This is a genomic window from Actinosynnema sp. NPDC002837 (assembly GCF_040295345.1).
Taxonomy (GTDB): Bacteria; Actinomycetota; Actinomycetes; order Mycobacteriales; family Pseudonocardiaceae; genus Actinosynnema.
Genome location: NZ_JBEOVG010000008.1, coordinates 24,672 through 51,307, shown reverse-complemented (window position 1 = coordinate 51,307; position 26,636 = coordinate 24,672). Strand labels below are relative to the sequence as shown.

Annotated in this window: 22 protein-coding genes and 1 pseudogene; 9 read left to right on the top strand and 14 right to left on the bottom strand. The window is 69.6% G+C overall.

Annotated features, from left to right (window positions below; genetic code table 11):
- Positions 1-82 precede the first annotated feature (82 nt).
- Both ABTZ99_RS08330 and ABTZ99_RS08325 read right to left on the bottom strand, forming a co-directional pair.
- A complete protein-coding gene (locus ABTZ99_RS08330) occupies positions 83-1,351 on the bottom strand; it encodes a lysyl oxidase family protein (RefSeq protein ID WP_499609471.1) in 1,269 nt (422 codons plus the stop codon).
- A gap of 212 nt (positions 1,352-1,563) precedes the next feature.
- Positions 1,564-2,022 (bottom strand): winged helix-turn-helix transcriptional regulator, encoded by a 459-nt coding sequence (locus ABTZ99_RS08325; RefSeq protein WP_498783081.1) that lies wholly within the window; start codon positions 2,020-2,022, stop codon positions 1,564-1,566.
- Positions 2,023-2,104: 82 nt separating this feature from the next.
- Here ABTZ99_RS08325 and ABTZ99_RS08320 point away from each other — a divergent pair, with 82 nt between their 5' ends.
- Both ABTZ99_RS08320 and ABTZ99_RS08315 read left to right on the top strand, forming a co-directional pair.
- Positions 2,105-3,304 (top strand): MFS transporter, encoded by a 1,200-nt coding sequence (locus tag ABTZ99_RS08320; protein WP_499609703.1) that lies wholly within the window; start codon positions 2,105-2,107, stop codon positions 3,302-3,304.
- A gap of 243 nt (positions 3,305-3,547) precedes the next feature.
- Positions 3,548-6,742 (top strand): S8 family peptidase, encoded by a 3,195-nt coding sequence (locus ABTZ99_RS08315; RefSeq protein WP_499609468.1) that lies wholly within the window; start codon positions 3,548-3,550, stop codon positions 6,740-6,742.
- A 137-nt stretch (positions 6,743-6,879) separates the two neighbouring features.
- Here ABTZ99_RS08315 and ABTZ99_RS08310 read toward each other — a convergent pair whose 3' ends face one another.
- From ABTZ99_RS08310 to ABTZ99_RS08295, 4 genes are all read right to left on the bottom strand, one after another.
- Positions 6,880-7,497 carry a TetR/AcrR family transcriptional regulator gene (locus tag ABTZ99_RS08310; protein WP_499609466.1) on the bottom strand — a complete coding sequence of 206 codons (618 nt, stop codon included), beginning with the start codon at positions 7,495-7,497 and terminating at the stop codon, positions 6,880-6,882.
- A gap of 29 nt (positions 7,498-7,526) precedes the next feature.
- Positions 7,527-8,207: an ABC transporter ATP-binding protein gene (locus ABTZ99_RS08305; RefSeq protein WP_499609464.1), complete on the bottom strand. Its 681-nt coding sequence runs from the start codon at positions 8,205-8,207 to the stop codon at positions 7,527-7,529.
- A complete protein-coding gene (locus tag ABTZ99_RS08300) occupies positions 8,204-9,331 on the bottom strand; it encodes an ABC transporter permease (protein ID WP_499609461.1) in 1,128 nt (375 codons plus the stop codon). The genes ABTZ99_RS08305 and ABTZ99_RS08300 overlap by 4 nt, the downstream gene beginning before the upstream one ends.
- A gap of 1,052 nt (positions 9,332-10,383) precedes the next feature.
- A complete protein-coding gene (locus ABTZ99_RS08295; RefSeq protein WP_498783091.1) occupies positions 10,384-10,674 on the bottom strand; it encodes a DUF4342 domain-containing protein in 291 nt (96 codons plus the stop codon).
- A 732-nt stretch (positions 10,675-11,406) separates the two neighbouring features.
- Between ABTZ99_RS08295 and ABTZ99_RS08290 the strand changes: the two genes are divergently transcribed.
- Positions 11,407-11,748, top strand: coding sequence for an HIT family protein (locus tag ABTZ99_RS08290; RefSeq protein ID WP_499609458.1), 342 nt, complete (start codon positions 11,407-11,409; stop codon positions 11,746-11,748).
- Positions 11,749-12,238: 490 nt separating this feature from the next.
- Here the strand turns inward: ABTZ99_RS08290 and ABTZ99_RS08285 are convergent, their stop codons facing one another.
- Positions 12,239-12,583: a hypothetical protein gene (locus tag ABTZ99_RS08285; protein WP_499609456.1), complete on the bottom strand. Its 345-nt coding sequence runs from the start codon at positions 12,581-12,583 to the stop codon at positions 12,239-12,241.
- Positions 12,584-13,078: 495 nt separating this feature from the next.
- On the opposite strand from ABTZ99_RS08285, the gene ABTZ99_RS08280 reads away from it, so the two are divergent.
- The gene (locus ABTZ99_RS08280) at positions 13,079-13,783 is read left to right on the top strand and encodes a hypothetical protein (RefSeq protein WP_499609453.1); all 705 of its coding nucleotides are present in this window, start codon (positions 13,079-13,081) and stop codon (positions 13,781-13,783) included.
- A gap of 78 nt (positions 13,784-13,861) precedes the next feature.
- On the opposite strand, the gene ABTZ99_RS08275 is transcribed toward ABTZ99_RS08280, so the two are convergent.
- The 3 genes from ABTZ99_RS08275 to ABTZ99_RS08265 form a co-directional block, all read right to left on the bottom strand.
- Entirely contained in the window at positions 13,862-15,097 is a 1,236-nt protein-coding gene (locus ABTZ99_RS08275; protein ID WP_499609450.1) for a sensor histidine kinase, read from the bottom strand.
- Positions 15,098-15,110: 13 nt separating this feature from the next.
- Positions 15,111-15,659, bottom strand: coding sequence for a hypothetical protein (locus ABTZ99_RS08270; protein ID WP_498783095.1), 549 nt, complete (start codon positions 15,657-15,659; stop codon positions 15,111-15,113).
- 304 nt (positions 15,660-15,963) lie between these two features.
- Positions 15,964-16,626, bottom strand: coding sequence for a hypothetical protein (locus ABTZ99_RS08265; RefSeq protein ID WP_499609446.1), 663 nt, complete (start codon positions 16,624-16,626; stop codon positions 15,964-15,966).
- Between the two features lie 275 nt (positions 16,627-16,901).
- Between ABTZ99_RS08265 and ABTZ99_RS08260 the strand changes: the two genes are divergently transcribed.
- A complete protein-coding gene (locus ABTZ99_RS08260) occupies positions 16,902-17,318 on the top strand; it encodes a DUF6892 domain-containing protein (protein ID WP_499609443.1) in 417 nt (138 codons plus the stop codon).
- Positions 17,319-17,446: 128 nt separating this feature from the next.
- Here ABTZ99_RS08260 and ABTZ99_RS08255 read toward each other — a convergent pair.
- Positions 17,447-17,556, bottom strand: a pseudogene (locus ABTZ99_RS08255) (transposase); the annotation flags it as partial.
- Positions 17,557-17,639: 83 nt separating this feature from the next.
- On the opposite strand from ABTZ99_RS08255, the gene ABTZ99_RS08250 reads away from it, so the two are divergent.
- Entirely contained in the window at positions 17,640-18,554 is a 915-nt protein-coding gene (locus tag ABTZ99_RS08250; protein ID WP_499609441.1) for an IS982 family transposase, read from the top strand.
- A 21-nt stretch (positions 18,555-18,575) separates the two neighbouring features.
- Here the strand turns inward: ABTZ99_RS08250 and ABTZ99_RS08245 are convergent, their stop codons facing one another.
- Positions 18,576-19,310 carry an SDR family NAD(P)-dependent oxidoreductase gene (locus ABTZ99_RS08245; protein WP_499609438.1) on the bottom strand — a complete coding sequence of 245 codons (735 nt, stop codon included), beginning with the start codon at positions 19,308-19,310 and terminating at the stop codon, positions 18,576-18,578.
- 1,022 nt (positions 19,311-20,332) lie between these two features.
- On the opposite strand from ABTZ99_RS08245, the gene ABTZ99_RS08240 reads away from it, so the two are divergent.
- Positions 20,333-20,893, top strand: a complete 561-nt coding sequence (locus ABTZ99_RS08240; protein ID WP_498783104.1) for a hypothetical protein — start codon at positions 20,333-20,335, stop codon at positions 20,891-20,893.
- A 527-nt stretch (positions 20,894-21,420) separates the two neighbouring features.
- On the opposite strand, the gene ABTZ99_RS08235 is transcribed toward ABTZ99_RS08240, so the two are convergent.
- Both ABTZ99_RS08235 and ABTZ99_RS08230 read right to left on the bottom strand, forming a co-directional pair.
- Positions 21,421-22,161 (bottom strand): response regulator transcription factor, encoded by a 741-nt coding sequence (locus ABTZ99_RS08235; RefSeq protein ID WP_499609434.1) that lies wholly within the window; start codon positions 22,159-22,161, stop codon positions 21,421-21,423.
- A complete protein-coding gene (locus ABTZ99_RS08230) occupies positions 22,158-23,363 on the bottom strand; it encodes a sensor histidine kinase (protein WP_499609432.1) in 1,206 nt (401 codons plus the stop codon). Before ABTZ99_RS08230 ends, ABTZ99_RS08235 begins: the two co-directional genes overlap by 4 nt.
- A 204-nt stretch (positions 23,364-23,567) precedes the next feature.
- Between ABTZ99_RS08230 and ABTZ99_RS08225 the strand changes: the two genes are divergently transcribed.
- Together ABTZ99_RS08225 and ABTZ99_RS08220 are read left to right on the top strand one after the other, a co-directional pair.
- Positions 23,568-24,365 (top strand): ABC transporter ATP-binding protein, encoded by a 798-nt coding sequence (locus ABTZ99_RS08225; protein WP_499609430.1) that lies wholly within the window; start codon positions 23,568-23,570, stop codon positions 24,363-24,365.
- Entirely contained in the window at positions 24,365-26,617 is a 2,253-nt protein-coding gene (locus ABTZ99_RS08220) for an ABC transporter permease (protein WP_499609428.1), read from the top strand. Before ABTZ99_RS08225 ends, ABTZ99_RS08220 begins: the two co-directional genes overlap by 1 nt.
- Positions 26,618-26,636: the final 19 nt, after the last annotated feature.

Sequence of the window (26,636 nt, the reverse complement as noted above, 5' to 3'; positions counted from 1 at the left end):
GGGCCGCTGAACCTGTCCCCGACGTCCGCGAGACGGCGCCGAACAGACGGGGCAACGTCGCCGGATGTTCCGTCGACGCGGGTCAGGTGCAGGGCTCGGCCGGGCTGCCCAGTGCCGCCGTCGGGGTGCCGGTGGCGAGACCGGTCAGCGTGATCGGTACCCGCACGCAGTTGTCGTTCTCCTCCGACTCGTGCAGCCTGTTCCCGGGGTCGACCCGCGTGACGAGTGCGTACGTGCCGTCCCCCAGCCCGCTGACCTCGATCATCTGGTCGGGCAGCGCCCACCAGTACTCGTCCGCCCAGCCCCTGGCGATGCCGTTCTTGAACGCGTCGACCCCCGGCGGCGAGTCCGGTTCGGGGTCGAAGCAGCGTGGTGCCGGGTAGCTCTGCGGCGCGTTGCCCTTCCGGTCCCACCACGCCAGCTCGGTGTCGGCCATGCAGAAGCCGTTCTTCTTGCCGGTGGCGACGGGTGCGGTCCCCGTCGGCCGCCCGGCCGCGTCCACCGCCCACAGCTCGGAGACGGAGAAGTCCTCGAAGTGGTAGTGGGAGTGGATCGGGTGGTAGTGCATCGCGCCCACGGACGGGACGTCGGTGAACGTCCCGTCGGAGCGGTGGATGCGCTGGGCCCCGGGCACCTCGTCCGGCCGCTCGCCGGCGGGCGTGCGGTAGCGGACGTCCACCGGGCCGTCGCCGGTGTTGACCATCGCCTGGCCGAACCGCAGGCACAGCCGCGCGTCCCGCTCGTCGACCTCGCTGCGGAAGCACGACGAGCCCGGCTCGGCCGAGTCACCGAAGAACGGGGGCGGCGTGTCGAAGGTCGCGAACCGCTGCGGCAGCGCCTCCAGGTCGGGCAGCAGGTCGCGTGGCGCCGGTTCGAGCCGCGAGTCCTCGTTCTCCACCGCGCCCTCGTACCGGACGGTGGACGACGCCAGCTCCGGCACGAACGGGTTCTGGAAGACGTAGACGGTGTAGTGGGCGGTGAGCTTCGGCAGCCACACCGACCGGGAGGTGCCGATCTGGGCGTCGGCAAGACCGACCCGACGACCGTTCCGGTAGACGGCGAAGCCCAGGCTGTCGTCGGGCGTCGCGCCGACCGTGCGGATCGCCACCTCGACCCCACCGGGCCGGTCCCGCAGCCGCACGGGCAGCCGAACCGCCACCTCGACCCGGTCGCACCCCACGGGCCGGCACTCAGGCACGTCCCGCACCCGCGGGTCGTCCCGAACCAGCCGGCCGCGCCAGGTCGCCGACCGATCCGAGTCGACCACCACCCCCTGACCGCGCGCGGCGGCGGGAACCACGAAGGCCAGCAGCAGGACCACCACCGACACGACCACGCCCGCACTCCTCATGCTGATCAGCGTCCGCCGCGGCGGCCCGGCTGTCAGCCCTTGGGCCCCGATCGGGTGTGCCGCCGAACGGTGACACCCGACCCGGCGACCGGGCATTCCTCGCGGCACCGCTGCACCGACTCGCGGCCCCCACGTTTCGTCGACTCCGACTCCCGGTGCGCCCGCCGCGGCTCGGCTGGAGTCCGCGTCGGCCGGAGCCGGAGGGCCACGTTCTAGCGGACCTTCCGGACGTGGGTGTTGCCGGTGCCGAGGAGGGTCCCGTCGGCACTGGTCGGCGCGATCTCCGGCACCGGGGCGCCGTGCTCGTCGAGCAGGACGGAGTGGGCCTCACCAGGGGCGAAGGCGTGGCGTTGCCCCCACTGCCGCAGGGTGAGGATGACCGCGAAGAGGTCTCGACCGGAGTCGGTGAGCACGTACTCCCGGCGGCGGCCCGACGGTGCGGCGCACTGGGCGAGGAGCCCGTGAGCGGTGAGCTTGCGGAGGCGGTCGGCGAGGATGTTGCGGGCGATGCCGGTGCGTCGCTGGAACTCGGTGAACGACCGCACCCCGTCCATCGCGTCGCGGATGACCAGAAGGCTCCACCTGTCGCCGACGAGGTCGAGCGTGCGGGCGACGGGGCATTCGGGGTCGGTCCAGCCAGGGGTCGGAGCGCTCATGGCGGTGCGGGACATGACACCTCCCATTGAGTTGCGAATTGAAACCATTGTGCCGTACGGTCCGATTGGTTGCAAACTGCTACTAATTGGGAGTCTCATGAACGTGTGGCGACGGTTGTTGCTCGCGGTGGCGTGTGGTGTCGCGGTGGCGAGCATCTACGCCGCGCAACCGGTTCTGACGCCGATGGGACGAGATCTCGGTGTGTCGGCGGAGTCCACGGGGTGGATCGTCGCGATCGGCCAGGTCGGCTACCTGGCAGGGCTGGTGCTGTTGGTGCCGCTTGGTGATGTGGTCGACAGGCGCCGACTCATCGCCGTCCACCTGGCGCTCACCGCGGTGGGCCTGATCCTCACGGCCTCGGCGGCAGCCGCGTGGATGGCGCTCGCGGGGCTCGCGGCGGCCGGGGTGTTCGCAGTCGTGGTGCAGACCGCGGTGGCCTACACCGCGTCGGTCTCGCCGCCCGCCGAACGCGGACGGAACATCGGCGTCGTGACTTCGGGCGTTGTGGTCGGCATCCTGAGCGCGCGGGTCGTCGCCGGCGCGCTCGCCGACGTGTGGGGCTGGCGGAGCGTCTACGCCGTGCTCGCGATGCTGTCACTCGGGCTCGCGGCCCTGGTCCTCGCCGTGCTGCCGGCAGAGGAGCGCCCCCACCGACCCTCGGGGTACCGGAGGGCCGTCGCCTCACTCGGCGGACTGTTCGGGCAGCGCGTCCTCCTGACGCGCGGGCTCATCGCGTTCTTCTTGTTCGCGTCGTTCGGAACCCTGTGGAGCGGGCTGTCCCTGCCGCTGGCAGACACGCCGTGGCAGCTGAGCGAGAGCCACATCGGGCTGCTCGGCGTCGCCGGGCTCGCCGGCGCGCTCGGCGCGGCACGCGCTGGGCGCTGGGCGGATGCGGGACGAGCGGCGCCGGTCACCGGTCTCGCCCTCGGCCTGCTCATCCTCTCGTGGGCTGTGATCGCGCAGCTGCCCTGGTCGTTGTCGCTCCTCATCATCGGAATCGTGGTCCTCGACTTCGCCGTGCAGGCCGTGCACGTGAGCAACCAGCACCTGCTCACCGCCGCGTACCCGGATCGCACCAGCAGCGCCATCGGCGGCTACATGGTCTTCTACTCGCTCGGCTCCGCCCTCGGCGCGGCCACGACCACCGCCCTCTACACCGCCCACGGCTGGGTGGGCTCCAGTCTCGCCGGGGCCGGCTTCGCGGTTGGCGCGCTCGTCGTCTGGGCCACCGGCAGGCAGCTGCCGATCGATGACGCGCACCCCCGATCCCGAGAAAGCAGGCACGCGAAGACCTGAGACTCCGACTTGTCGCATCCCCTCCGCCACGCAGTCGCAACGTCCGCGAGCGTGCCAACGCCTTCGCCTTGCTGCACCGGCCACCCCTGAGCGAGCAGGACAGGGACGTGGAGATCCTGGACAACGATCGCCCGTACGACGTCACGCAGTGGCGATTGTCGATCGGCGAGCAACCCGACAGTCCTCGCCCGGCGTCTTGACCTCCGACTGGAGCAGTGGACGCACAGACGGGAGAAGGACTCGATGAGGCACAAACGGGTGCGGTTCGGCCTGGTGACGTCCTTAGTGGTCGCAGCGGGAACAGCGGCGGCGGGAGCGGGATACCCGGCCGCCGCGGCGTCCACGCCGGAGCTGACGCCGACCGGGCCGGAGATCACGTTGCTGACGGGCGACGCGGTGGCCCTCGGCGGACCGCAGGGAGCGCAGGTGCGGGCGGCCGAGGGCCGCGAGCACGTCACCTTCTACATCAGCAGGGACGAGCACGGGGACACGCACGTCGTCCCCGAGGACGCCGTTCCCCTGCTGTCCCGCGGCACGCTGGACCCCGACCTGTTCAACGCGAGCGCACTGGCCGAACTCCCCGGCGACCGGCTGCCGCTGATCGTCGACCACGCCGGCCCGACGCCACGCAGCGCGGCCGCTGTGGTCAGCCGTGAGCTGCCGGCCATGGGTGCCACCGCGGTCTCGGTGGAACGGTCCGGCGCGTACTGGCCGGTCGCGAGATCCGCCGAGCGCGTCTGGCTCGACGAGCCGGTGCGGGCGAGCCTGGACCGGTCGACCGCGCAGATCGGGGCGCCGCGGGCGTGGGCGGCCGGGCACACCGGAGCCGGTTCGACGGTCGCGGTGCTGGACAGCGGGATCGACGCCGAGCACCCCGACCTGGCCGGCGCGATCTCGGGTGAGCAGAACTTCACCGACAGCGACACCGTTTCCGACCGGTACGGTCACGGCACGCATGTGGCCTCGACCATCACCGGGGACAACGAGAGGTATCCCGGTGTCGCACCGGGTGCCAAGTTGCTCAACGGCAAGGTTCTCGACGACGACGGTTGGGGCTCGACCTCGGGGATCATCGCCGGCATGGAGTGGGCCGCGGCCAACGGCGCCGACGTGGTCAATATGAGTTTCGGCGGCCTGCGTCCCAGTGACGGCACCGATCCGCTGTCGCAGGCCGTCGACCGGATCACCGCGGAGACCGGTGTGCTCTTCGTGGTCGCGGCCGGCAACTTCGGTGAGCAGGTCCCGGGTCCCGGCGCCGCGGCGGCCGCGCTGACCGTCGGGGCGGTGCACCGGGACGAGCGGCTCGCCAACTTCTCCAACCGCGGCCACGTCAACGGCGTGATCAAGCCGGACATCACCGCACCCGGCTCGGAGATCGTGGCGGCGAAGGCGGGCGGTGGTCATGTCGCGCAGTCCGGCACGTCGATGGCCGCACCGCACGTGGCCGGCGCGGCGGCGATCCTGGCCGCTCAGCACCCGGGTTGGGCCGCCGGTCAGCTGAAGGCGGCGCTCATGGGCAACGCCAAGCCGAACGACGGGCTGACGGTGTTCGAGCAGGGCGCCGGTCGGGTGGATGTCGAGAAGTCCTCGATGTCCACGGTGTTCGCGTCGGTGGGGAGTTTGAGCCTCGGCGTTCAGCAGTGGCCGCACGACGATGACGAGCCGATCGCGAAGTCCGTCACCTACACCAACACCGGCGCCGAGCCGGTGACGTTGGACTTCGCCGCGAAGGTCTCGGATTCCGGCGGATCCCCCGCGCCGGCCGGGATGTTCACGTTCGACCCGGTGACGCTGACCGTCCGGGCGGGGGAACAGGCGACCACGACCATCACCACCGACACCAGGACCCACGGGGCGGACGGCGTCTACAGCGGAGCCTTCACCGCGACCGGTGGCGGCCAGGAGATGCGCACCCCGATCACCGTGCACCGGGAGATCGAGCACCACGACGTGACGTTCAAGGTCGTCGACCACGACGGCGCGCCGACCGCCGAGTACAGCGTTCGCCTGGGGAACGTCGCCCCGGAGGCGCACTACCCCAGGGTGTACCGGCCGTACGACGAGTCGGGCACCACCACGGTCCGGCTGCCGAAGGGTGAGTACATCCTCTTCGGCACCATCCTCAAGCGCAGCGGCGAGGACTACCTCAACGCCGAGATCGTCGAGCCGGCGTTCACGGTCACCGGTGACGCCGAGATCGTCCTCGACGCACGCGAGGCCGAACCGGTCGGTGTCCGGACGGACGAGCCGAACGCGAAGCCGGGCAAGGGATGGGTCTCCTTCTCGCGGGAGACGACGTGGGGTCGACAGGGCGTCATCGTCAGAGGGCAGAAGACCGCCTTCGACACCATGACCATCCGGCCGTCGACCACCGGGGAAGGCACGTTCAGGTTCGGGGTGGAGGCGCACTTGGCGCAGTGGAACGGGACGTCGTTCGACGGCAGCCCGTACCTCTACCACGTGCGGCACGTCGTGCCCGACGTCGTGCCACCGTCACCGCGGTGGACCTTCCACGACCGCGACCTCGCGAAGGTGCGCTCCACCCACGCCCGGACCACGCCCGGCACGGTCGGACGTCGCGACTGGATCATGCACCTGCCGCTGCCGGGCGCGTTGACCGAGTACTTCACCCCGGAGGTCGACTGGCAGTGGGAGCTCGAGTTCGTCGAGGTTCCCGAGGGCCAACCGGACTTCGCGGCGACCAGCAACCGGCAGGTCGCGCCGCTGACCTTCCAGCGCGGCCGGACCACCACGATGCGGTGGGGCGTCGGCGTGTTCGGCCCGGGCTTCGCATCGTCGGAGTACTGGTCGCCGATCAACAACGCGGTGCGGGACTCCGACGGCGACGGCACCAACATCCTGCGCCTCTCCCTACCTCTTGGCAGCGACCAGGACGGTGGGCGCATCGGCTACACGGGATCCGGCACTTTGACTCTCCTGCGCAACGGCGAGGTCATCGGCGAGAACCCGGAACCCGGCAACCTCTTCTTCGTCGTCGAGCCGGAACGCGCGGAGTACACCGTCCGCTCGAAGTCCGACCGGCCGCACAGCCGGCTCTCCACCCGGATCAGCGCCGAGTGGACGTTCACGTCGGAGTACAGCGCCGAGCCCGTCCCCCTGCCGTTGCTGGCGGTGCGGTACGCGCCGAACCTCGACAACCACAACGCCGCGTCGGCGGGACGGCCGTTCACGTTCCCGGTGTACGTGCAGCGCAACGGAAGCGCGGACCTCGTCGGCGTGAGCCCGCCGGCGATCGAGGTCTCCTACGACGACGGCACGACCTGGCGGCCGGCGACCGTGAAACGTGACCGCGACCAGTGGCAGGCCACGGTCCACCACCCGGCCGGCGCGGACTTCGTCTCGCTGCGGTCGAGCGTGTCCGACTCGGCCGGCTCCTCGCAACGGCAGACGATCATCAGGGCATACGCCCTGAAGTAGGGCTGTGCCCTACCGCCCAAGGACCTCCGCCGGATCAAAGCACCCGGCGGCCACGGACAGGTTCAATCAACACTGAAACTATAGAGTTGCCTTACACCGAGTTGCCCACCACGAACCTGCGGAGACGTATCTGCACGTCAGGAGGTATGCCCGACTTCTGGCGCACCATGGGGCCGCCCGGTCCGGTTCACGTCCAGATAGGGGCGGAGGAGCCGGTCGAGCAGGGCCAACACGGCCGTTCGACCGTCGCGCTCGATGTCCTGTGACGCACGCAGGACGGTCGCGTTGACCAACTCGGCCATCTGGTCGGGATCCGCCTCGCCGAGCAGGCGCAGGGCGTTGACGAGCGGCTCCCGGAGTTGGGCGTGCAGCCGCGCGCTGTGCTCGTGCAGCACTGAGGGGTCCATGGCGGTCCGCAAGGCCTTGGCGACCGCCTGCTCGGGCCCGGAGAACAGCGCGACGTTGGCTTCCACGTACGCCCACACCTGATCGGCCGGGGTGGGTGCCGCAGCGACGTGGGCGCGCACCTGGGCGGCCCAGGCCGGGAAGGTGTCCTCGACCACGGCCTGCAGGAGTGCGTCTCGCGAGGAGAAGTACTGGTAGACGCTGGACCGAGCGAGACCGGCGCGCGCGCCCGCGGCGGCCAGCGACGGGGCTTGACCCGTCTCGGCGAGCAACTCGTGCGCCGCGACCAGGATCGCCCGCCGTTGCCGTGCGCGGTGCTCGGCCACGGTGGGCGCCTGGATGCGGGGCATGCTCTCCTCCTGGCGGGTGTCGCCTTTCGCTACGCCAGGGCGGGCTGGGCCGGGTTCAGCCTGCCGTCGACCATCTCGTAAACCCGGTCGCAGTGGCGCAGCACGTCGTGGTCGTGCGTGACCACGACTGTAGCCATCCGGAGGTGGTGGGTCTCCTTGGCCAGCAGTTCGACCACCTCGTGACTGCGCTGGCGGTCCAGCGCGGCGGTCGGCTCGTCGACGAGCAGCAGGCGCGGCCGGGTGACCAGCGCACGGGCGATGCCGACCCGTTGGCGTTCACCACCGGAGAGCTCGTGAGGCCGACGACCGGCCTTGTGCTCCATGCCCACCTCGGCGAGCAGTTCGAGGGGGTCGCGGCTCGCGTCGTGCCGACCGAACGTCAGCGGCAACCGCACCTGGTCGACGGCGGTCAGCGAGGGGATCAGGTTGTTGCTCTGGAACACGTAGCCGATCCGCTCCCGACGGATCCGCGCCCGGTCCCGCTCGGTGCCCGACAGGTCGACGTCACCGACGAGCACTCGACCCGAATCGGGCACGGTGAGCCCGCCCGCCACCGCGAGCAGGCTCGACTTGCCCGCCCCCGACGGCCCCACCACCGCGACGATCTCGCCTTCTTCGACGCGCAGGGTCACCTCGTCGAGCGCGGTGGTGATGTCCTCCCCGTCGCCGTGACGGAGGGTGACCTCGTCCAACAACAGCCCGGCGCTCATCGGTTGCCTCCCAGCGCGGTGAGGGGGTCGACCTTGACGATGCGCAGCACCGCGATGGCCGCACCTGCCATGCCGAGCACCACCAGCAGCAGCCCCGCGACGGCGATCGACCCCGGGTCGAGTGAGAACGGCATCGGCGTGGACGAGATCGCGGCGCCCGCCGCCACCCCGACGCCGACCCCGAGGACGGTCGAGGTCGTCAACAGCACCAGCGACTGGGCCAGGCTGTCCCGCAACACGTACCGCGTGCTCGCGCCCATCGCGCGCAGCACCGCGATCTCCGGTTTGCGCTGGATGGTCAGCACGGTGAAGAAGGCCCCGACCACCAGGGCCGAGATCGCGTAGAGGAACACCTGGATCATCTGGAGGGTCGACGTCTCGGCGGTGTAGCCGGGGGATGCGCCGAAGGACTCCTCCAGCGTCATCGACATCGTGCCGGCGTCGTGGTCACCCGCGGCGAGGTCGGCCTCGGACGCGGATCGCACCGCGACCGCGGTGATCTCCTCGTAGGCGTGTGCCGGTGCCTGAGCGCCCGGCGCGGTCCCGGTCCGGATCTCCTGCCACGTGCGCAGCGGGATGTAGCCGATGTCGACGTGGCCGTAAGTGTGCTGGCCGTCCAGCACGCCGACGACGGTCAACTCGGTGCCGACCCTGTCGACCGTGACGACATCACCGAGCCGGACGCCCGCGTCCAGTGCCGTGGCGCTCACCACGATCTCGTTCGGGTTGGACCCCAGGCGCGTGCCCTGTGTCGGTTCCGGGTCGATGAACGAACCGGGCTGGACGCCGAACAGCGCCAGGTCGATGTCGACGTCACCATTGGTCTTGGCGTTGACCAAGGTGTTCCCGTACGGCGCGGCGTCGGTGACGCCGTCGCGCTCCGCCCACTCGTCGACCGCGCCGAGGTCCACCACGCTGCGCGAGAACGCCGCGTCGGCCGCCACGTCCCGCTCGAAGGCCAACGACGTGACGGGCAGCTTCTTCAGCCCGGAAACGCCGTCGTCGACCAAGCCCACCGACAGCCCGGACAGCAGCACCATGAGGATCGCGATCAACGCGACCACGGTGCCCATCAGCGCGAAGCGGCTCCTGGCGAAAACCAGCTCACGGATCGTCAAGAACATCGGCTACCGACCCACCTGAGTTGTCGACATCATGTCGGCAACTTTACCGACACGATGTCGGCATGTGGGCTCGGGGTCTCTTAACGCCTCCCACCCCAGACATGAACCATCTTCACCTTCCGTCCGCCGTGCACGGACACGCGGCGGTCGCCGAGGGGCGACGCCTGCGCGGCGTGGACCGCGAGCGCATCGTCCAGGAGGCCCCGGCGTTTCCGGGCAGCACGAGACCAGGTCGGGCCTATCGACGCGTGCCTCGTCCCAGTCGATCAGCATGGCCCGGTCCCGTGCCGCTCGAGAAAGTCATTGTCGCCGGCAGAGCGGTACTGGGGACCGTGAACCGAGCGGTGCAACTCCTGATCAAGGATGTGCACCTGATGACCCAGACGGGTCCGGCGGAGGAACACCGAGGACACCAAGCCCGAGACCGCCCCTGGACGGCCTGGGTCGTGTCTCAGATGTGCCGTAGCGGCAATGTGGATGGTGACCCGGTAGCGGCGTCATGGGCGTCCACTCCCACGTCACCCAACCGATGATCGACACCATGCTCGCCGCTCTCCACCACCGCTGGGAGCAAACCCGGGAGCAAACGGTGAGCGCGAACCCATGACCACCTTCGCAAATGCAGAGGCGGTCAAGATCACCCGCTCCCGAATGGGAAGGGTGGGCGATGAGCTCGGGAACGGTGACACCAGCAATCGGCTTCGGCCGACCGGATCTACTTGCGCAGCATCTGCTGCAAGGCCACCCCGAGACTTCACCGCGATCGACCACACCACCGCCCACCACGACGGGTACTCGCCCAGTCGCTCCCAGACCAGCCGCACCCGCCCGCGCCCGCACCTCAGCCGACTGCCGTGACGTTCCTGCCATGACTCCGTCCTCAACAAGCGATGGAGCCCTATGCAAGCCGGGCGATTCCGAAGATCACCAGCCTTCACAGTCGTTCCAGCCACAGCATCAAGCGCGGCGCCGCCACCAACCACTGACGACGGCACCAACCCCCTGCGTCCCGCCCGTGCCTCCTCGCTACCGCGACAACCTGCGACTGCCGACTACACCTGCTCGCTTTCGACCGTTGTCACGGACTGACCGCCAGGCTGTCGGCGGTCCTCGAGCGTGATCCCGCACTTGCCGGCCAGCGCGACACCGGTACCGATCGCCGTGGCCACCGGAGCGGCCAGCGCCGCGACCAACCCGAGAGCCACCGGCACCTCCAACACCACGTCCTCCTTGCTGTCACGCACGACCACACGGCGGTTGAAGCCCTCGCTGACCAGCCCGCGAACAGCGTCGACCACAGCGTCGACGGCGACACGGGGATGCTCGGGCCTGAATTCGCTCATGACTCTCCTCGAACTGCGGATGCCTGCTGACCCCTCAAGCGTGCCCACGGTCCGGCGCCCTGCCATCAGGGTTTCCCCCGATCCCCGCCTGATTCATCCCCCAGAACCACCGCTCACCGCAGGACCTGTCCAACGAGCGGTTCTGCCGCTGATTGCGTGGTCATCCAAGCCACCAGGGATTTCGTCATGGACCTCGAAGACGCCGACAGCTCCCTGCGGTTCCTGATTCGTGACCGAAACGGGAGCTCCCAGCCTTGTCCGACGTCGTCCTCGCCGACGCCAGTATCCAGGTCGTCCTCAGCAGCATCCGGATACCACGAATGAACTCGATCACGGAACGCTGAGCCCGCAGCCGCCGCCGCGAACTCCTCGACTGCACGCTGATCCGGCACCAACAGCACCTGCCCCACGCCCTACGCGAGGTGCTACACCACCTCGACCACGCCGTGCCGTGGTGAAGCGGAACGAGATCCACCGCAACGACGACCCCCGTCCGATGGGCACGGTAAACGCGGTGGGCCCGCCGCGCCCGTGTCGCCCGCACCATCGCCGCCGCACTCCAGATCCCCGTCGCGCAGGGACTTTTTGCCGCTGTTGCCCCAACCGGGTGGGCATCGCTAGCCGGCTTACCTTCGGCCATCGAGACCGGCACCGACTTCTACCGCCTCGCCCAGGCCCGCACCCGAGGGCGCAAGGACACCTGACACGACGCGTGGTGGCTATGGTCGGAGAATGCGGCAGGACTGGTACTGCGACGAGGTCATTCCAGGCGCGGTGAAGGTGGAGGTGCTCGTCCGGACCGAGAACACGCTCGCGTTCCGTCCACCTCTGCCAGGCTTCGGAACCGATCACATCATCGTGATCCCCACACGACACGTCTCGTCGTTGCTCGACCTGGACGACCACTTGGCCACCGAGTTGATGACCACCGTCAAGAAGGTCGCCGCATGGGCCGTTGATCAGCACGGTGGCTGCCAGGTGCTCACCACGTTGGGCAACGAACAGCACAACAAGCACGTGCACTGGCACGTCGCGGTCGGCGAGGGAGTCGCCCGGTTCGTCCCACCTGCCTGACATCGGCCGGTCGTTGAGCGAGCGCAGCGTCGCCGGGGTGGTCAGGCTGCTGTCGATAGTCCTCTGCGAGGCGACGACGGGCTGATCGGATCGAACCGGTGCCGCAGGCTGCTACTCAACTCCGGCGACCAACCCGAACGGCCGACCGCCGACCCGACGAAGTGACCGCTGGCCGAACGGACGTCGGCCCGCAACGCCGTCCTGATCGTCACAGCGGCGTACACCGGCATGCGTTGGGTGAGCTGGCCAGGCTGGTCTCGGGTCGACCTAGACAACCAGGAGATCCACGTCGACGCTCGCGACGGCGCGCTGCACAGCCGGTCAGACGGTGGGCTGCACCGGCGGTCCAAGACCTGCGTCACACCCACAAGACCTGGGTGATCGAGGACGGCGTCCCATCCCTTCACCGGCGCGAACGGCCAGAAACCAAAGCAGCGCAGGAAGACGAAGCCGACCACTCATCGACCCCGCCGAATAGGTTGAACTCGAGCTAGTTGGGCTTGGTGACCGAGATTGTCTCGTCGCGCTGTTGGGGCGGGCCTGGCATCCGTCGATAGAGGCACACAATGGCGATACGTTCGCTATTGCCCAGCGCGCCGATGACGTTACCTCCACAGGCGGACATCTTGTCCAGTCGCCAGCCGAGCGATTCAATGGCCTCCATCTGGTCGTTTATCCCGGTCATGGCACCGGTTGCGGAGCTATTTGTATGTGCCTCGATGAACTTGAATACAAAAATGTGCCTTCCCGCTTCGATCGCGTGCTTCGCCTGGTCAAGAGCACTCTGCTCCTTGGCCCTGTCCAGGAATCCATCACTGATCATCTTCTTGCGCAAAGGTCCTGCATTGCCTTGCTTTCACCATACGCGCAGGTGGGGAGGGCAGCCGGGTGAGCTGCGTGGACGAGTTCGGATCGCCGACCTGTTGCCCTGGAACGGCAAGACACGGCGCTGCAACGCGACGTCGAGTTCCTCGACTCCCTCAAGGCTCCGCAAGTCAGGTAGTGGGTTTGTCCCGCTTTGACGAAGATCAGAGATCACGGGACGCAGGCCCCCGGAAGGATGTCCCATCATGGAGGCCATGGGCAGGAAGAAGCGGCGGCTCCGCCGGTCGTTCCCCGCAGAGTTCAAGGCCGAGATCGTCGAGCTCCGCCTTCGGGGCGACCGGTCTCGGTCAGGTCGCGAAGGACTTTGACCTGACCGAGACCGCGGTGCGGCAATGGGCCGTGCAGGCCGAGCGCGACGCGGGCACGCCGCACCAACGGGCTGACCACGGACGAGCGCGAGGAGTTGGCCAGGCTTCGGCGGGAGAAGCGCCGGCTGACGGAGGACGTGGAGATCGCCGACTCCCCCGGGCTGCTGCGCGAGCACCGACTGGTGACACCGGGAACCATCCTGCGATGGCGCCGGCGCCTGGTCGCGAGGAAGTGGACCTATCCCGATCGCACCGGCCGACCGCCGGTCGACGACACCGTCGTAGCGTTGAACGAGCGCATGGCGCGGGAAACACCGGCTGGGGCTACCGCCGGATCCAGGGCGACCTGCTCAAGCTCGGTCTATGCGTTCTTCGTGATGGAGATCGCCACCCGCTACGCCCACATCCTCGGCCTCACCACCGACCCCGATGGCCCCTGGACCGCCCAACAAGCCCTCAACCCATTGATAGACCTCAGCGACCGGACAGACGGCTTCCGGTTCCTCATCCGAGACCGGGCCGGCCAGTTCACCACCTTGTTCGACGCGGTCTTCTCCGGCGCAGGCATCCAGGTCGTGAAGATCCCACCACGGTGTCCGCGAGCCAATGCCCACACCGAACGCTTCGTCGGAACCGTGAGGCGTGAACTCACTGACCGACTGCTCATCATCAACCAACAACGCTGGACCGCTACGCGACCCACTACAGCCACCGCCGACCGCACCAAGCCCTACAACTCACACCACCACGGCCGGACCACCCGACTGCAGAGCCGGGCTGGACCTCTAACGCCGCCAGTCCTCGGCGGCCTGATCAACGAGTACGAACCCACAGCAACATAACCGCAGGTCACGCCATGCAGCCGACTTCTGGTACCCCACAGGTGCTGCAACTGGCACGACAGAACCCGAGGAAGTCGATCAGCGCGTGCCGGGCCCCGTCGTGGCGTCGGACGGCCCGGCGTCGTATCGGTCGGCCGCCGCGGGGAGCGGGTCGTGGACCGGGAGGACCGCGTGCAGGCAGAAGCCGCCTCCGGGCAGGGGGCCGGCGGTGAGCTGCCCGCCCAGGACGGCGAGGCGTTCGCGCAAGCCGGTGAGCCCGTGGCCGGTCGACAGGTCGCGGCGGGGCGGGGAGGCGTCACGACCGTCGTCCGTGACCACGATCTCGATCCGGTCGGCGGTCCAGGTGAGGCGGACGTCCGCGGTCGCGCGGGGGCCGGAGTGCTTGGCGACGTTGGTCAGTGCCTCCTGCACCACCCGGTACACCGCGAGGCCCACGCTCGGCGCCACCGGCCGCGGTTCGCCGACCACGTGCAGCCGCACCGCAGGTCCCGTCGCGCCCACCGACTCGACCAGGTGCGGCACGCTGTCCACGCCCGGCAGGCGCTCGAACGCCTGGTCGGCGTTGTCGGTGCGCAGCACGTCGAGCATCCGGCGCAGCTCGCTCATCGCCTGCTCGCCGACCTCCTCGATGGTGCCGAACGCCCGCTCGGCCCGCACCGGGTCGTGCCCGAACACCCGCCGCCCGCCCGCCGCCTGCAGCACCATCACGGTGACCGAGTGCGACACCACGTCGTGCAGCTCGCGGGCGATCCGCGCGCGCTCCTCCGCCACGGCCTGCCGCGCCTCCCACTCACGTCGGGCCTCCAGCATCCCCGCGTGCTCGCGGCTGGTGCGGATCCACCGACCGGCCGCCCACACCGCGAACGACTGCACCGCCATGTACGTGAACACGGCCACCACCACCAGCACGGGCCGCGGGGTGGCGGAAGCGAGGTCGAGCACGGCTATCCAGGCCGCGTGGGCCTGTGCGGCGACCAGCACCACGACCGCGACCCTGGTCGAGCGGTGCACGGCGACGGTGAACAGCGCCAGGTACAGCCCCACCATCGGCCAGAAGTCGAAGCCGCTCAGGAACTTGGCCAGGACGGAGTGCGCGAAGGCCACCGCGAACACGGTCGCCGGGGCCCGCCGCCGCAGCAGGAGCACCACGAACTCGATCGCCACGTACGCGATCGAGAACCGCATCTGCTCCGGCGCGCGGTCCCCGGAGACCGCGTCCGAGTACAAGAGCACGTCCAGCGCGCAGGCCGACGCCGCCAGGGCGACATCGGACACCACCGGCGGGATCGACCGCGCACCGGACGTCGCGCTCATCGCCTTCGGCTCATCATTTGCAGACCGGCACACCAGGCGGGCACACCTTCGACCGGAAGATCCTCTCTTCCGCGTCGTCGTGCTCGTAGCGGGGGTTGCTCTGCTGGTCGATCCACTGGGCCGACTCGTCGAGCAGCTCGGGCGTGATGTCGACGTGCGCGCTCGACCCGGTCACGCCCAGCGCCTCCAGCGCCGCCCATGCGCGTCCCCCGTGCGCGGCGACCGCGTTCCGCACCGCGCCGCCGGCGAGGCCGTTGCGCTGGTAGCTCGGGGCGTGCCTCGACGGGAACTCCAGGTCGAGCGCGACCATCGTGGTGTCGTGCAGCTTCACGACGGTCACCCGGGTGGGCGAGATGCGCTCGATCCTGTTGTGGCCGAGCGGCAGCGGGAGCACCAGGACCTCGACCCGCGTGGTCCCCTCGACGAGGCCCGCCGGCGGCTCCGGGACCACGACGTAGCTCGGGGCCATCAGCAACCCTGGCGTCAGGTGGCCGTGCTGCGGCTCCTCGCGAAAGCCTGCGGCCTGGATCGACACGGCGAGGCCGGTAGGTGAAGTGGGCATCGGATTTCTCCGTTGTCGGTTGGTTTCTGACACCGCCAAGGGAAGCCCTCTTCGGCCGCTACATCGTCCACCGCAGAACGGATGTCAAGCGTCCCCTCAGGGGTTTACCACTAACGGGTGGCTCAGTTCGAACGAGTGGTTGTCCAGTGCCCTTGAGGATCGTTTGGGCTCACTCGACCGGCTTTCGTTGGTCGCCTGGACGCCGCTGAAACCCTCACCCTGGGTAGCAGCAATCGAAGTCCGATCACGGCGGGCACGCGCTCCGCGAACGTCGCGGTGGTGGGCGCGCTTGAGCGCGGCGCGATCAGGCGTTCTCAGGAGTCTTTCCCGTACCCGCGACAGCGCCGGGCTCGTCCGGCCGGCCCGGCACGAGAACACGCCAGCCGTCCGGCAGCGGAGGCAGGGCGACGTCCTCCCCGCGGATGAAGTCCCTCCTCCACCGCTCCCGACGGCGGGCGTACCGGTGTGCCAGCACGGCGGCGATGATGCGGCAGGCCAGGGCGACCAGCACGGTCACCCGCGCAACCGCCCCTTCCGACCAAATCAAGACCACCGCAACCATGGCGAGCAAGAGCATTTCGTACAGCACCCAGGCCACCGTGCGCCACAAAGGCGTCGGGACGTCAGCGCGCAAATCCGTCAGGGTGTCGACCTCGTCCGCGCCGTACTCACGGATGCGCGCCGCCTCTTCCGTACGCCGCCGCGACTCCTGCAAAGCCTCGACGATCGCGTTCGCGCCGGCCACACCCAACCCGATACCGACGGCACTGGTGAACCACGCGTCCGGCCCTACGGCCACCACCACCGCCGCGGCCAGGAGATCCAGCACGCCCGAGGCGACCGACAGCCCCAGATCCCGCCGAAGGAGTCCGCGCGGCAGTGCCCTGCGGCCGGCCGACGTCGCCACCGGGCGCAGCGCCACCATGTTGACCACCTCGTCACGCGCCCGCCGAACCCGCTCGTCCACCGACTCCTCCCACCGCTCATCCCACGAGGACACGGATCCCCGATCCGGCAACGCATCAAACGCTGCCGCCGAGCAAGTCGAGGAGGTGGCGGTGATGAGGCCGATTCCTGTGAAACGGGCACCCGCCGGCGACCCATAGCTCCCCGGCGACCGGGCGTTGCTCGCGGACCGCTGCACCAGCTCCCTGCCGCCACCCTTCGTGGCTCCCCCGCTACTGGTACGAGAACTAGATGTCTTCCGGACGGCGGTGTTATCGCGGCCTATATGGTTCGGGTATGAGCCAGCCGATTCCGTTCTCCGACGTCAACTTCAAGCTCGCCGTCGTGCAGGAGCTGATGTACAACCAGGGCCTCTTGCCGAGGTTCGACCTGCGCGAGCACGCCGCCGAGCAGGGCTTCACCTACGACGACGGGAGCGTCGAAGCGGTGCCTGAGGCTCTGGCCTACTTCGAGGCGCTCGAGGTCCCGGTCGAGCTCGCGGAGAAGATCACCGAGATCGAGATGGACGGCGGCAACGAGATCTACCTCGAGATCGCGCCGAACTGGGACGGCGAGGACGGGCTGTTCGACGTCGACGAGTTCGCCGACCTGCGGCACTTTCCCAACCTGAAGTCGATGACGCTGTTCTACACGGGCAACGAGGAGGCGCTGGAGACGCTGCGCGCCCGTGGAATCGAAGCAGACTGGCTCTGAACCGCTCTGACTTCGACCTGCCGCCACCGGCGATGAAGTCCCGCGTTCACACCGCCGACCGCCACCACCTCGACGTAATCCCGCGTCGAGGTGGTGGCGAACTGCTGCAACTAATGACGATCCACCCTGAGACGTTCGCCCATCAGCTGCATCGACTTGCGCTTGCCGTCCGACAACAGGCCACGCAGGTACAGCTCGCCCTGGCCCTCTGGTCACGCCGGGCGAACCCGCCGAACATGTCCGCGGCGAAGTCCTGCTAGATGACCGATTCCAAGGGGTAGGCACCTGGAGATATGGGGCGAGGGTGTCGATGTACGGGTTGTGACGACCGACATTGACACCCTCGCGACCGCACTCTATGTCAGAACCGACGACCTGTTGAAGGACGCGCCGCACCTCGCGCCGTGGCGTCCGAAGGTCGGACTGCAACCCGTACTGACCGACGCGGAGCTGGTCACCCTCGCGGTGATCCAGGCCCTGCTTGGGTTCACCTCCGAAGCCCGCTGGTTACGCCACGCCCGCGCGCATCTGGGGCACTTGTTCCGCTACCTGCCTGGCCAGTCCGGCTACAACAAGCGGCTGCGCAACGCCGCCGGCCTGGTCAAGGCGGTGATCCGTCTCCTGGCGGTCGACACGACGGTGTGGACCGACGACGTGTGGCTTGTCGATTCCACTCCGGTGGAATGCGGGCGTTCGCGGGAGACAGCGAAACGCTCGGACCTGGCCGGATGGGCCCAGTACGGCTACTGCGCCAGCCACTCCCGCTTCTTCTGGGGTCTGCGGCTGCACCTGGTCTGCACCCCGGGCGGCCTGCCGGTGGCCTTTGCGTTGGCCGGCGCCAAGGCCGACGAGCGCACCACCCTGCTCGACATCCTCGACACCGACCCCGCGTTGATCGCCGACCGGCCCGGTCAGACGCTGGTCGCCGACCGCCACTACTACGGCCGCGAGTTCGAGCACGCCCTGGCGACGGCGGGTGTCGAACTGCTGCGCCCGGCCCGCAAGGGCGAGGCCGAACGACCCGGCGCGCGGCTGTTCAAGCCGCTGCGCCAGGTCATCGAGTCGATCAACCAGACCTTCAAGGCCCAACTCGACCTGGAACGACACGGCGGCCGCACCAAGCCCGGTGTGATCGTCCGCGTCCTGCAACGTGTCCTGGCCCTGACCGCCGCCATCTGGCACAACGACCACACTGACCAGCCCGTCAAGCGATCACTGACCGCCTACGACCACTAACGAGCCCTTGGACTTACTCATCTAGACGATGGTGTACCCGCCGTCGGCCAGCAGGAGCGCACCCGTGACGTAGCTGGACCGCGGCGAGGCGAGGAAGAGGATCGCCTCGGCGATCTCCCTCGGCTCGCTCATGCGCCGCAGTGCCGTGGTGGTGGCGGCGTTGGTGTGGACCGCGTCCCCGAACAGGTTCATCACGGTCTCGGTCGTCACCCCGCCCGGCGCGACGGAGTTGACCCGCACGCCGCTCATGCCGAATTCGACGGCCCAGTTGCGGGTCAGCGACTCCAACGCGGCTTTCGTCGCGCCGTAGGCGGCGGCGTTGTAGACCGGTGTCACGGCGGCCACGGTCGAGACGTTGACGATCGCGCCCGCGCCCTTGGCGACCATGGCGGGCGCCAGCGCCGCAGTGAGGTGGAACGGCGCGAGGACGTTGACCGCGAATAACTCCTCGAAGCCCTCGCGGGTCTGGTCGGCGGTCGACGCGAACGGGTAGATGCCCGCGTTGTTCACCAGCACGTCCACCTCGCCCGCCGCCGAGGCGAGCTCCCGCACGCCCTCCGCGGTGGACAGGTCAGCACGGACGAACCGCGCGGTCCCGCCGTCCGCCTCGATCTCGGCGACGACGTCCACGCCGCGCGCGGCGTCCCGGCCGTGGACGATCACGCTCGCGCCCTCACGGGCGAACAACTTCGCGGTCTCGTGACCGATCCCGGCGGTGGCGCCGGTGACGAGCGCGACCTGGTTGCGCAGTTCCACGGGTGTGCTCCCTCGCAGTTCGACAAAAGGCGAAGAACGTATGCCGCACCGAGCCCCTTTCGCAAGCCCTCGCGACGGATCAGCGCGCCGACCGACCTGACACCGTCGGACAAACCTCGATGCCTGCTCGACCGGTCGCTGCGCCGCCCGGAAAGTCATCGTCGCGGGTAGAGCCAAGAACGTGGAACTGCTGGTGCTGCGGCACGCAGTCGCCGTACTGCGCCGCACCACCCGACGGGCCCTGGACCGCTCGACAAGCCCGCAACCTGCTGATGGACCTCGGCGACAGGGCAGACGACTTCCGGTTCCCCATCCGCGACCGGCCGGCCAGTTCACCGCCTCGTTCGACACGTCTTCTCCGGCTCCGGCATCCAGGTCGTGAAGATCCCGCCACGGTGTCCCAGAGCCAATGCCCACGCGAACGGTTCGTCGGCACCGTCCGCCTGCTCATCCTCAACGAACGCCACCTGCGGGCGTTGCTGAACCGCTGCGCGAACCACTACAACCACCGCACGGGCCACATCTCGACACGTCGCCGACCGGTCCCCGGCGGCCTGATCGACGAGTACGAACCCACCGCCGCCCAACCGCAGGTCAGGCAGCGGTGGTCGACTTCTCGCACCGCACCCCACAGTACGTCGCCGTCAAGTCCGGCCTGGGGAAAATCCCATCCAGCCAACGCGCCCGCTCACCCAATCGAGCGGAAGACGAGCCTTCGGCCAGACATTGAGGGAGCCGAAAATGCTTCGCTCGATCTCATGAACCGCTGACGGGTAGCCGCCGCCATGCTGGTTCTTCGCGTATTCATGAAGAGCACGAACCAGGTCCACAATCCGAGGCGGCTCGTCGAGTGACAGGTCGGACTGCTGACGAAGGACCTCAGCCGCAACCGGGAACTCCTCTGCATGTCGCGAGAACTGTGCCCGATGTCGATCACAGCGATCTGCTCATAGCCAGCGCGCTCCGGAGCGCAGATCACGAAACCTTCACCGCTGGAGCCGCCTTCGGCTACGCTGCCGCTCGTGCACGGACAGACATGGTCCCCCGATCCTGCAAAGCCCGTCATCGAATACCGGTCCGGTAGGTGGGTGTTCATCGGCGGGCTGGCCATGTTCGTCGTCTTCGGGTTGATCGCCGTCTTCCCGGACGTCGGGCAGGCGTCAGCTTCGTCGAGGGCGAAGAATATTCCTCCGGCCGCCGCGGCGGTCCTCTTCGGCGCGCTCGCACTGGGCGGCCTGCTGGTCATGATCGGCTCCGTCCCCCGCATGCACCGCTTCGTCGTCGATCACCGCGGACTGTGGTGGCAAGCCGGCCGCAAATCCGATCTGATCGCGTGGGAGGAGTTGCGCGCCGTGCGCGGACAGGAACCACGCCCGCCGGTCAAGGGCGACCCGAACTCGAAGCCCATGCCGTCGGCCCTGGTGTTCACCCCCGCGGACGGCCGTTTCACGACTCGCCACAACGCGCTGGTGAAACCCTCGCCGATCGCCAATCCGGAAGCCGAACTGAGACTGCCCAACACCGCCACAGTCCGGCAGCTGACCCAAGAGATAGCCAAAGTCCGGCCGGACCTCCTTCACTGATACCCCTGACAGGTCCAGCCCGACGCTTTCGCGCGGGCATGGTGGCTGACTCGTGTCACGAATGGGAAGGCACCCTCACGACCTGGGAGAATCCTGACCGTCGTGGTCGGAACTCACGTCGTTCGAGAAGCACCCTTCCGGTGCACCGAGCACTGCAACTCGCGCCGCCACGGCCAGACCAGCCGACCGCAGAGCTGCGCCGCACCTCGGATACGCCGCCGACCAGTCCGTACGTAGCCCAAGTGCCCGAAGCTCTCACGGGCCACGGTTACCATCCGCGTGATGTCCTCCAGCACGGCATGACCGGCCGTGCTGCTCCGACTGACCTACCTCGGCGTGACCAACGCCTTCGCACTGCTGCGCCTGCTGCCATGAGCGACCGGGACAAGGACACAGAAATCCTGGCGCTACGGAGCACCCTGCTCGGCGGCACGCGACTCGGCCGCCCCGGTCAACTCGTCGAAGTGGACCTCACAGCAGCGCTGCCGGCATGACCGAGCAGCCGAAGTCCTCGCCCCCGGCGGCGGTCATCGGTGGTCGGTGCCGCCGTCGGGAAAAGCGCGGGCCAGACCGGTTTGGTAGGCGATGACGACGAGTTGCGCGCGGTCGCGTGCCTCCAGCTTGGTCATGGCGCGCTGCACGTGGGCGCGAACGGTGAACGGGCTGAGGTACAGGCGGTCGGCGATCTCCAGGTTGGACAGACCGGTCGCGACCAGGGCGACCATCTCGCGTTCGCGCGGGGTGAGGGCGGCGAGTCGTTCGGGATGGCGTGGTGTGGTGTCGGCCGGTGTGGCGAGGAAACGGGCCACCAGGGAGCGGGTCGCCGCCGGGGACAGGAGGGTGTCGCCCGCGGCGATCGTGCGCACGGCGTCGAGCAGGCCTTGCGCCTCGATCCCCTTGCCGATGAAGCCGCCGGCCCCCGCGCGCAGAGCCTGTGCGATGTACTCGTCGGTCTCGTACGTGGTGAGGATCAGTACGCGGGTGGCACGCAGATCCGGATCGGCGCAGATCTCCGCGGTGGCGGCGAGGCCGTCGGTGCCGGGCATCCGGATGTCCATGATCACCACGTCCGGGCGCAGTTCGCGGGTCAATGCCACCGCCTCCCGGCCGTCGCACGCCTCCCCGACCACGGCGATGTCGTCCGCGCTGTCGAGGAGAGTGCGGAAGGCACCGCGCAGCAGCGCCTGATCGTCGGCGAGGAGAACCCGGAGCGTGTCCTCGGCCGCACCGTCGGTGTCCTGCCCGTCGGGTCGCGCGTCGTCGGTCATCGGCCCTCGCTGTCGGTCGCCGCGTCGGTTCGCCGTGCCGCGTTCCCGGCAGCGGGCAGGGGCAGGTCGGCGGAGACGAGGAAGCCCCCTTCGGGGCGCACGCCCGCGGTGAGGGTGCCACCGATCGCGGCGGCCCGTTCGCGCATGCCGATCAGACCGTAGCCCGGTGGCCGCTCCGGCCGCGTGCGGGCGCCCTCGCCGTCGTCCGCGATCGTGACGTTCACGTGGTCACGAGCCCAGGCGAGCCGCACCCGGGCGCTATCGGTGGCAGCGTGCTTGGTCACGTTGGTCAGAGCCTCCTGGATGATGCGGTAGGCGGTGAGGTCCACCGCGGGCGGCAGCGGCCTGGCTGTGCCGTCGTCGTGCATCGACACCTCCAGGCCCGAGCGGCGCAGCGCCGCCAGCAGCGCGGGGACCTGCGACAGCCCGGGCGCCGGGTCGGTGGGTGCGGACGTGTCGTCGGGCCGGCGCAGCAGACCGACGGTGGCCCGCAGCTCGTCGAGAGCGTGGCGGGTGGTCCTGACCAGTTCGTCCAGGCTCGTGCGGGTCTGCTCGGGGCGGGTGTCGAAGAGGTGGGCGGCGACGGTGGCCTGCGCGTTGGCGAGGGTGATCTGGTGGGCCACCAGGTCGTGCAGCTCGCGGGCGATGCGGACCCGTTCCTCGGCCACCTTCCGGCGCGCTTCGCGGTCCCTGCTTTCCTCGGCCCGGCGTGCCCGCTCCTCCACGACCGCCAGGTAGGCGCGCCGGTGCCGCGTCGAGCGCCCCAGCGACGCGGCCACGAGCAGCGACGCGGCCACGGTCACCAGCCTGCTCATGTCCTGCCACGAGAAGTCGGCTTCGAAGAAGGGGACGAAGCCGACCAGCAGCGCGGCCGACGGGAGCAGGACCGCGACCGCCACCCGCCGTTCGCTCCGCACGGCGAGCGAGTAGGCGCTGACGACGGCCGGGGCCACGATGAGCGGGGTCAGCAGCAGGCCGGTCGGTGCGACGAGCATGCCGCACGCGGTCGTGGCCATCGTGGTGGCCACGGGCGCGCGGTGCCGCGCCAGGAGCAGCCCGGACGACACCGCGGCGATGAGGTAGGCCGCCACCAGCGGCGGTGCCACCGTGTCGTCGACGTGCAGCCAGCCGCCGAGCAGGCAGACCACGAACGCCACCGCGACGACCGTGCCCTCCCGCCACCACTTCCCCGGAGGCGACACAAGGTCAGCGTACGGGACGGACACTCCGCACGCGGGGCCAAGCAGGCACGTGTAGTGCGTCCGCACCAGGAGCGGGCCGGGCTGGTCCGTGCGCACCAGGCGAAGACGATCCGGGCGAACGATGTGCGGGACCGCGGTTGGCGACAGGGTTGGTGGCGGAATCGTCCGGCGGCGGGCCGGACGGCGAAGCGGCGGGAAGAAACGTTGCACGACAGCGGAAACAGGACCGACGCGGTTCGGCTGACGGCCGTCCGCAAGGTCTACGGGCGGCGCGACCACCAGGTGGTGGCGCTCGACGACGTGACGACCCGGTTCGGCCGGGGCACGTTCACGGCGATCATGGGGCCGTCGGGCTCCGGCAAGAGCACCCTGCTGCAGTGCGCGGCCGGGCTCGACCAGCCGACGTCGGGTTCGGTGCTGCTCGAGGAGCACGAGCTCAGCGAGATGAACGAGACCGAGTTGACGAAGCTGCGGCGGGATCGGATCGGCTTCGTCTTCCAGGCGTTCAACCTGCTGCCGGTCCTGACCGTGCGGCAGAACGTGACGTTGCCGTTGCGGCTCGCCGGCCGCGATCCGGACCGGGGCCGGGTTTCGGACGCCCTCGACCAGGTCGGCCTGGGCGAGCGGGGCAACCACCGGCCGGCCGAGCTGTCCGGCGGGCAGCAGCAGCGGGTCGCCATCGCCCGCGCGTTGATCGGCGACCCCGCCGTCATCTTCGCCGACGAGCCGACCGGCGCACTGGACACGAGGACGGCGCGGGACATCCTCACGCTGCTGCGGCACTCGTCGCGGGCCGCCGGTCAGACGATCGTCATGGTGACCCACGATCCGGTCGCGGCGTCGTACGCCGACCGCGTCCTGTTCCTCGCCGACGGGCGGCTGGCCGGTGAGCTGCGCTCGCCGACCCCGCGAACCGTGGCCGACCGGATGACCCACCTGGGTGCCTTCGCCGACGAGGGCCCTCTCCCCCGGTTGGCGACGAACCGGGGAGGGCAGCGCTGATGCTGCGGTTCGCACTGCGCACACTGCGGTTCCGCGCGGGCATGTTCGTGGCGGCTTTCCTCGCCATGTTCTTCGCCGCGGCCATCATGATGGCCTGCGGCGGCCTCATCGAGACCGGCGTCCGCACCGCCGTCCCTCCGCAGCAGCTGGCCTCGGCCGATGTCGTCGTCGCCGGTGACCAGGAGTACCACGGCTCCGGCGGCGACCCCGACGAACCGCCGATCCTGCCCGAGCGGGTCCGGGTCGACGCGGGGCTGGCGGACAGGATCGCGGCGCTGCCCGGCGTGCGGGAGGCCGGGAGCTTCGTCTTCGAAGGTGACGCACCTGCCGGCACGGTCGACGCGATCGGTGTGGTGGCCGAGTCCGGAGTGGACATCGGCGAGCTCCGGGCGCGCGTCGACGCCGAGCTGGACAGCGGAACCGTCACGCTGGTCGGTGACGAACGCGGGCAGGCCGAACTGCGCGAGGCCAAGGCGAGCGGCGTCACGGTGATGGCCCTGGCCGGGGTCTTCACCGCCTTCGCGATCCTGGTGTCCGTCTTCGGGGTGGCGGCCATGCTCGGGCTCTCGATCGCCCAGCGCCGGCAGGACCTGGCGTTGCTGCGGGCCGTGGGCGCGACGCCTCGTCAACTGCGCGAGCTGATCTCCCGTGAGACGCTGCTGCTGTCCGTGGTCGCCACCGCGCTGGCCTACTTCCCGGGCAGGTTCCTGGGCGAGTTCGTGTTCGACCGGCTGGCCGAGCGCGGGATCGCCGCGGAGGGTGTGGTCTTCCACCAGGGCTGGATCCCGGCCGTGGCCGCCATGGCGGTGGCGATCCTCGCGGCATTGGCCGGTGCGCTGGGCGCCGGCAGAAGGGCGTCGCGCATCAAGCCGGCCCAGGCGCTCACGGAGGTCTCCGTCGAAGGCAAGCTGATCGGCGGCGGACGCCTGCTCCTGGCGGTGCTCTTCCTCGCCGCCGGGATCGCCCTGACCATCGTGACCATCGCCGTGATCAGTGGACCGCTGACGCCGGCCACCGGCGCACCTGCCGTGATCCTCCTCGCCATCGGGTTCGCCTTGCTGGCACCCGTGCTGACGAAGGTCACGACCTTCGCCGTGCAGTGGCCCGTGCGCGCGCTGGGTGGTGTGACCGGCCAGCTCGCCGTGCTCAACGCACGTGGCCACAGTGGCCGGCTGGCGGCGGTGATGGGGCCGGTCATCCTGCTGACCGCGGTGTCGACCGGCATGCTGTACCTGCAGACGACGAACGACGAGGCGGATCGGCGGAGCTTCGCCGACACCCTGGTCGCCGACGCCGTGGTGACCGCTCAGGACCGCGTCGACGCGGACCTGGTGGCACGGATCGACGACCTGCCGGGCGTCGCAGGCGCCTCGGCGTACGTCAGCAGCGTCGGCTTCATCGAGCACCCGGAGGACAGCTCACCCGCCAACGAGGGCTGGACCCTCCAGGGCGTCACCGCCGAGGGCGCCGACGCCACCACGCCGGTCGAGGTCACCGCGGGCGACCTCGCCGACCTGCACGACGACACGGTCGCTGTCGAGCACCGGCACGCCGACCGGCTGGGCGTCGACATCGGCGACACGATCACGCTGCGGATGGGCGACAACACCCCGCTCGACGTGCGGGTGGCCGCGCTGTTCGCCGCGCAGGACGACTACGACACGCTGTTGCTCCCGGCCGACACCCTGGCGGCGCACACCACCGATGGACACGCGAAGCGCATCCTCGTCAAAGCCGACGAGCACACCGACCCGGAGCGGTTGATCGCCGACCTGACCGAGGTGACCTCCGCCGCGGGCGGACTGACCGTGGCCGGCCGCGACGTCCTGCTCGGGGAGTACGACGACCAGAAGACGACCGCCAACTTCGCGATCTACATCATGGTGCTCATGATCGCGGGCTACGCGGCGATCACGGTGATCAACACGCTGGCGTCGAGCACGACGGCGAGGCGGCGGGAGTTCGGGCTGCAGCGGCTCGCGGGCTCGACCCGTGGTCAGGTGCTGCGGATGGTCGGCCTGGAGGGTGCGATCCTGGCCGTGAGCGGCATCGCGCTCGGCACCGTCGCCGTGCTCGGGATCCTGGTGCCGGTCAGCCTCAAGCGCCTCGACTCGGTACTGCCGGCCGGGTCTCCGTGGGTCTACGCGTCGACGGCCGCACTGACCGTGCTGCTGACGCTCGGAGCCATGCTCCTGCCCGCGTGGCGCGCGACGCGCGACCGGCCCGCCGAGGCGGCGCTCACCATCGAATAGACCGCCACCGAGGGCGAAA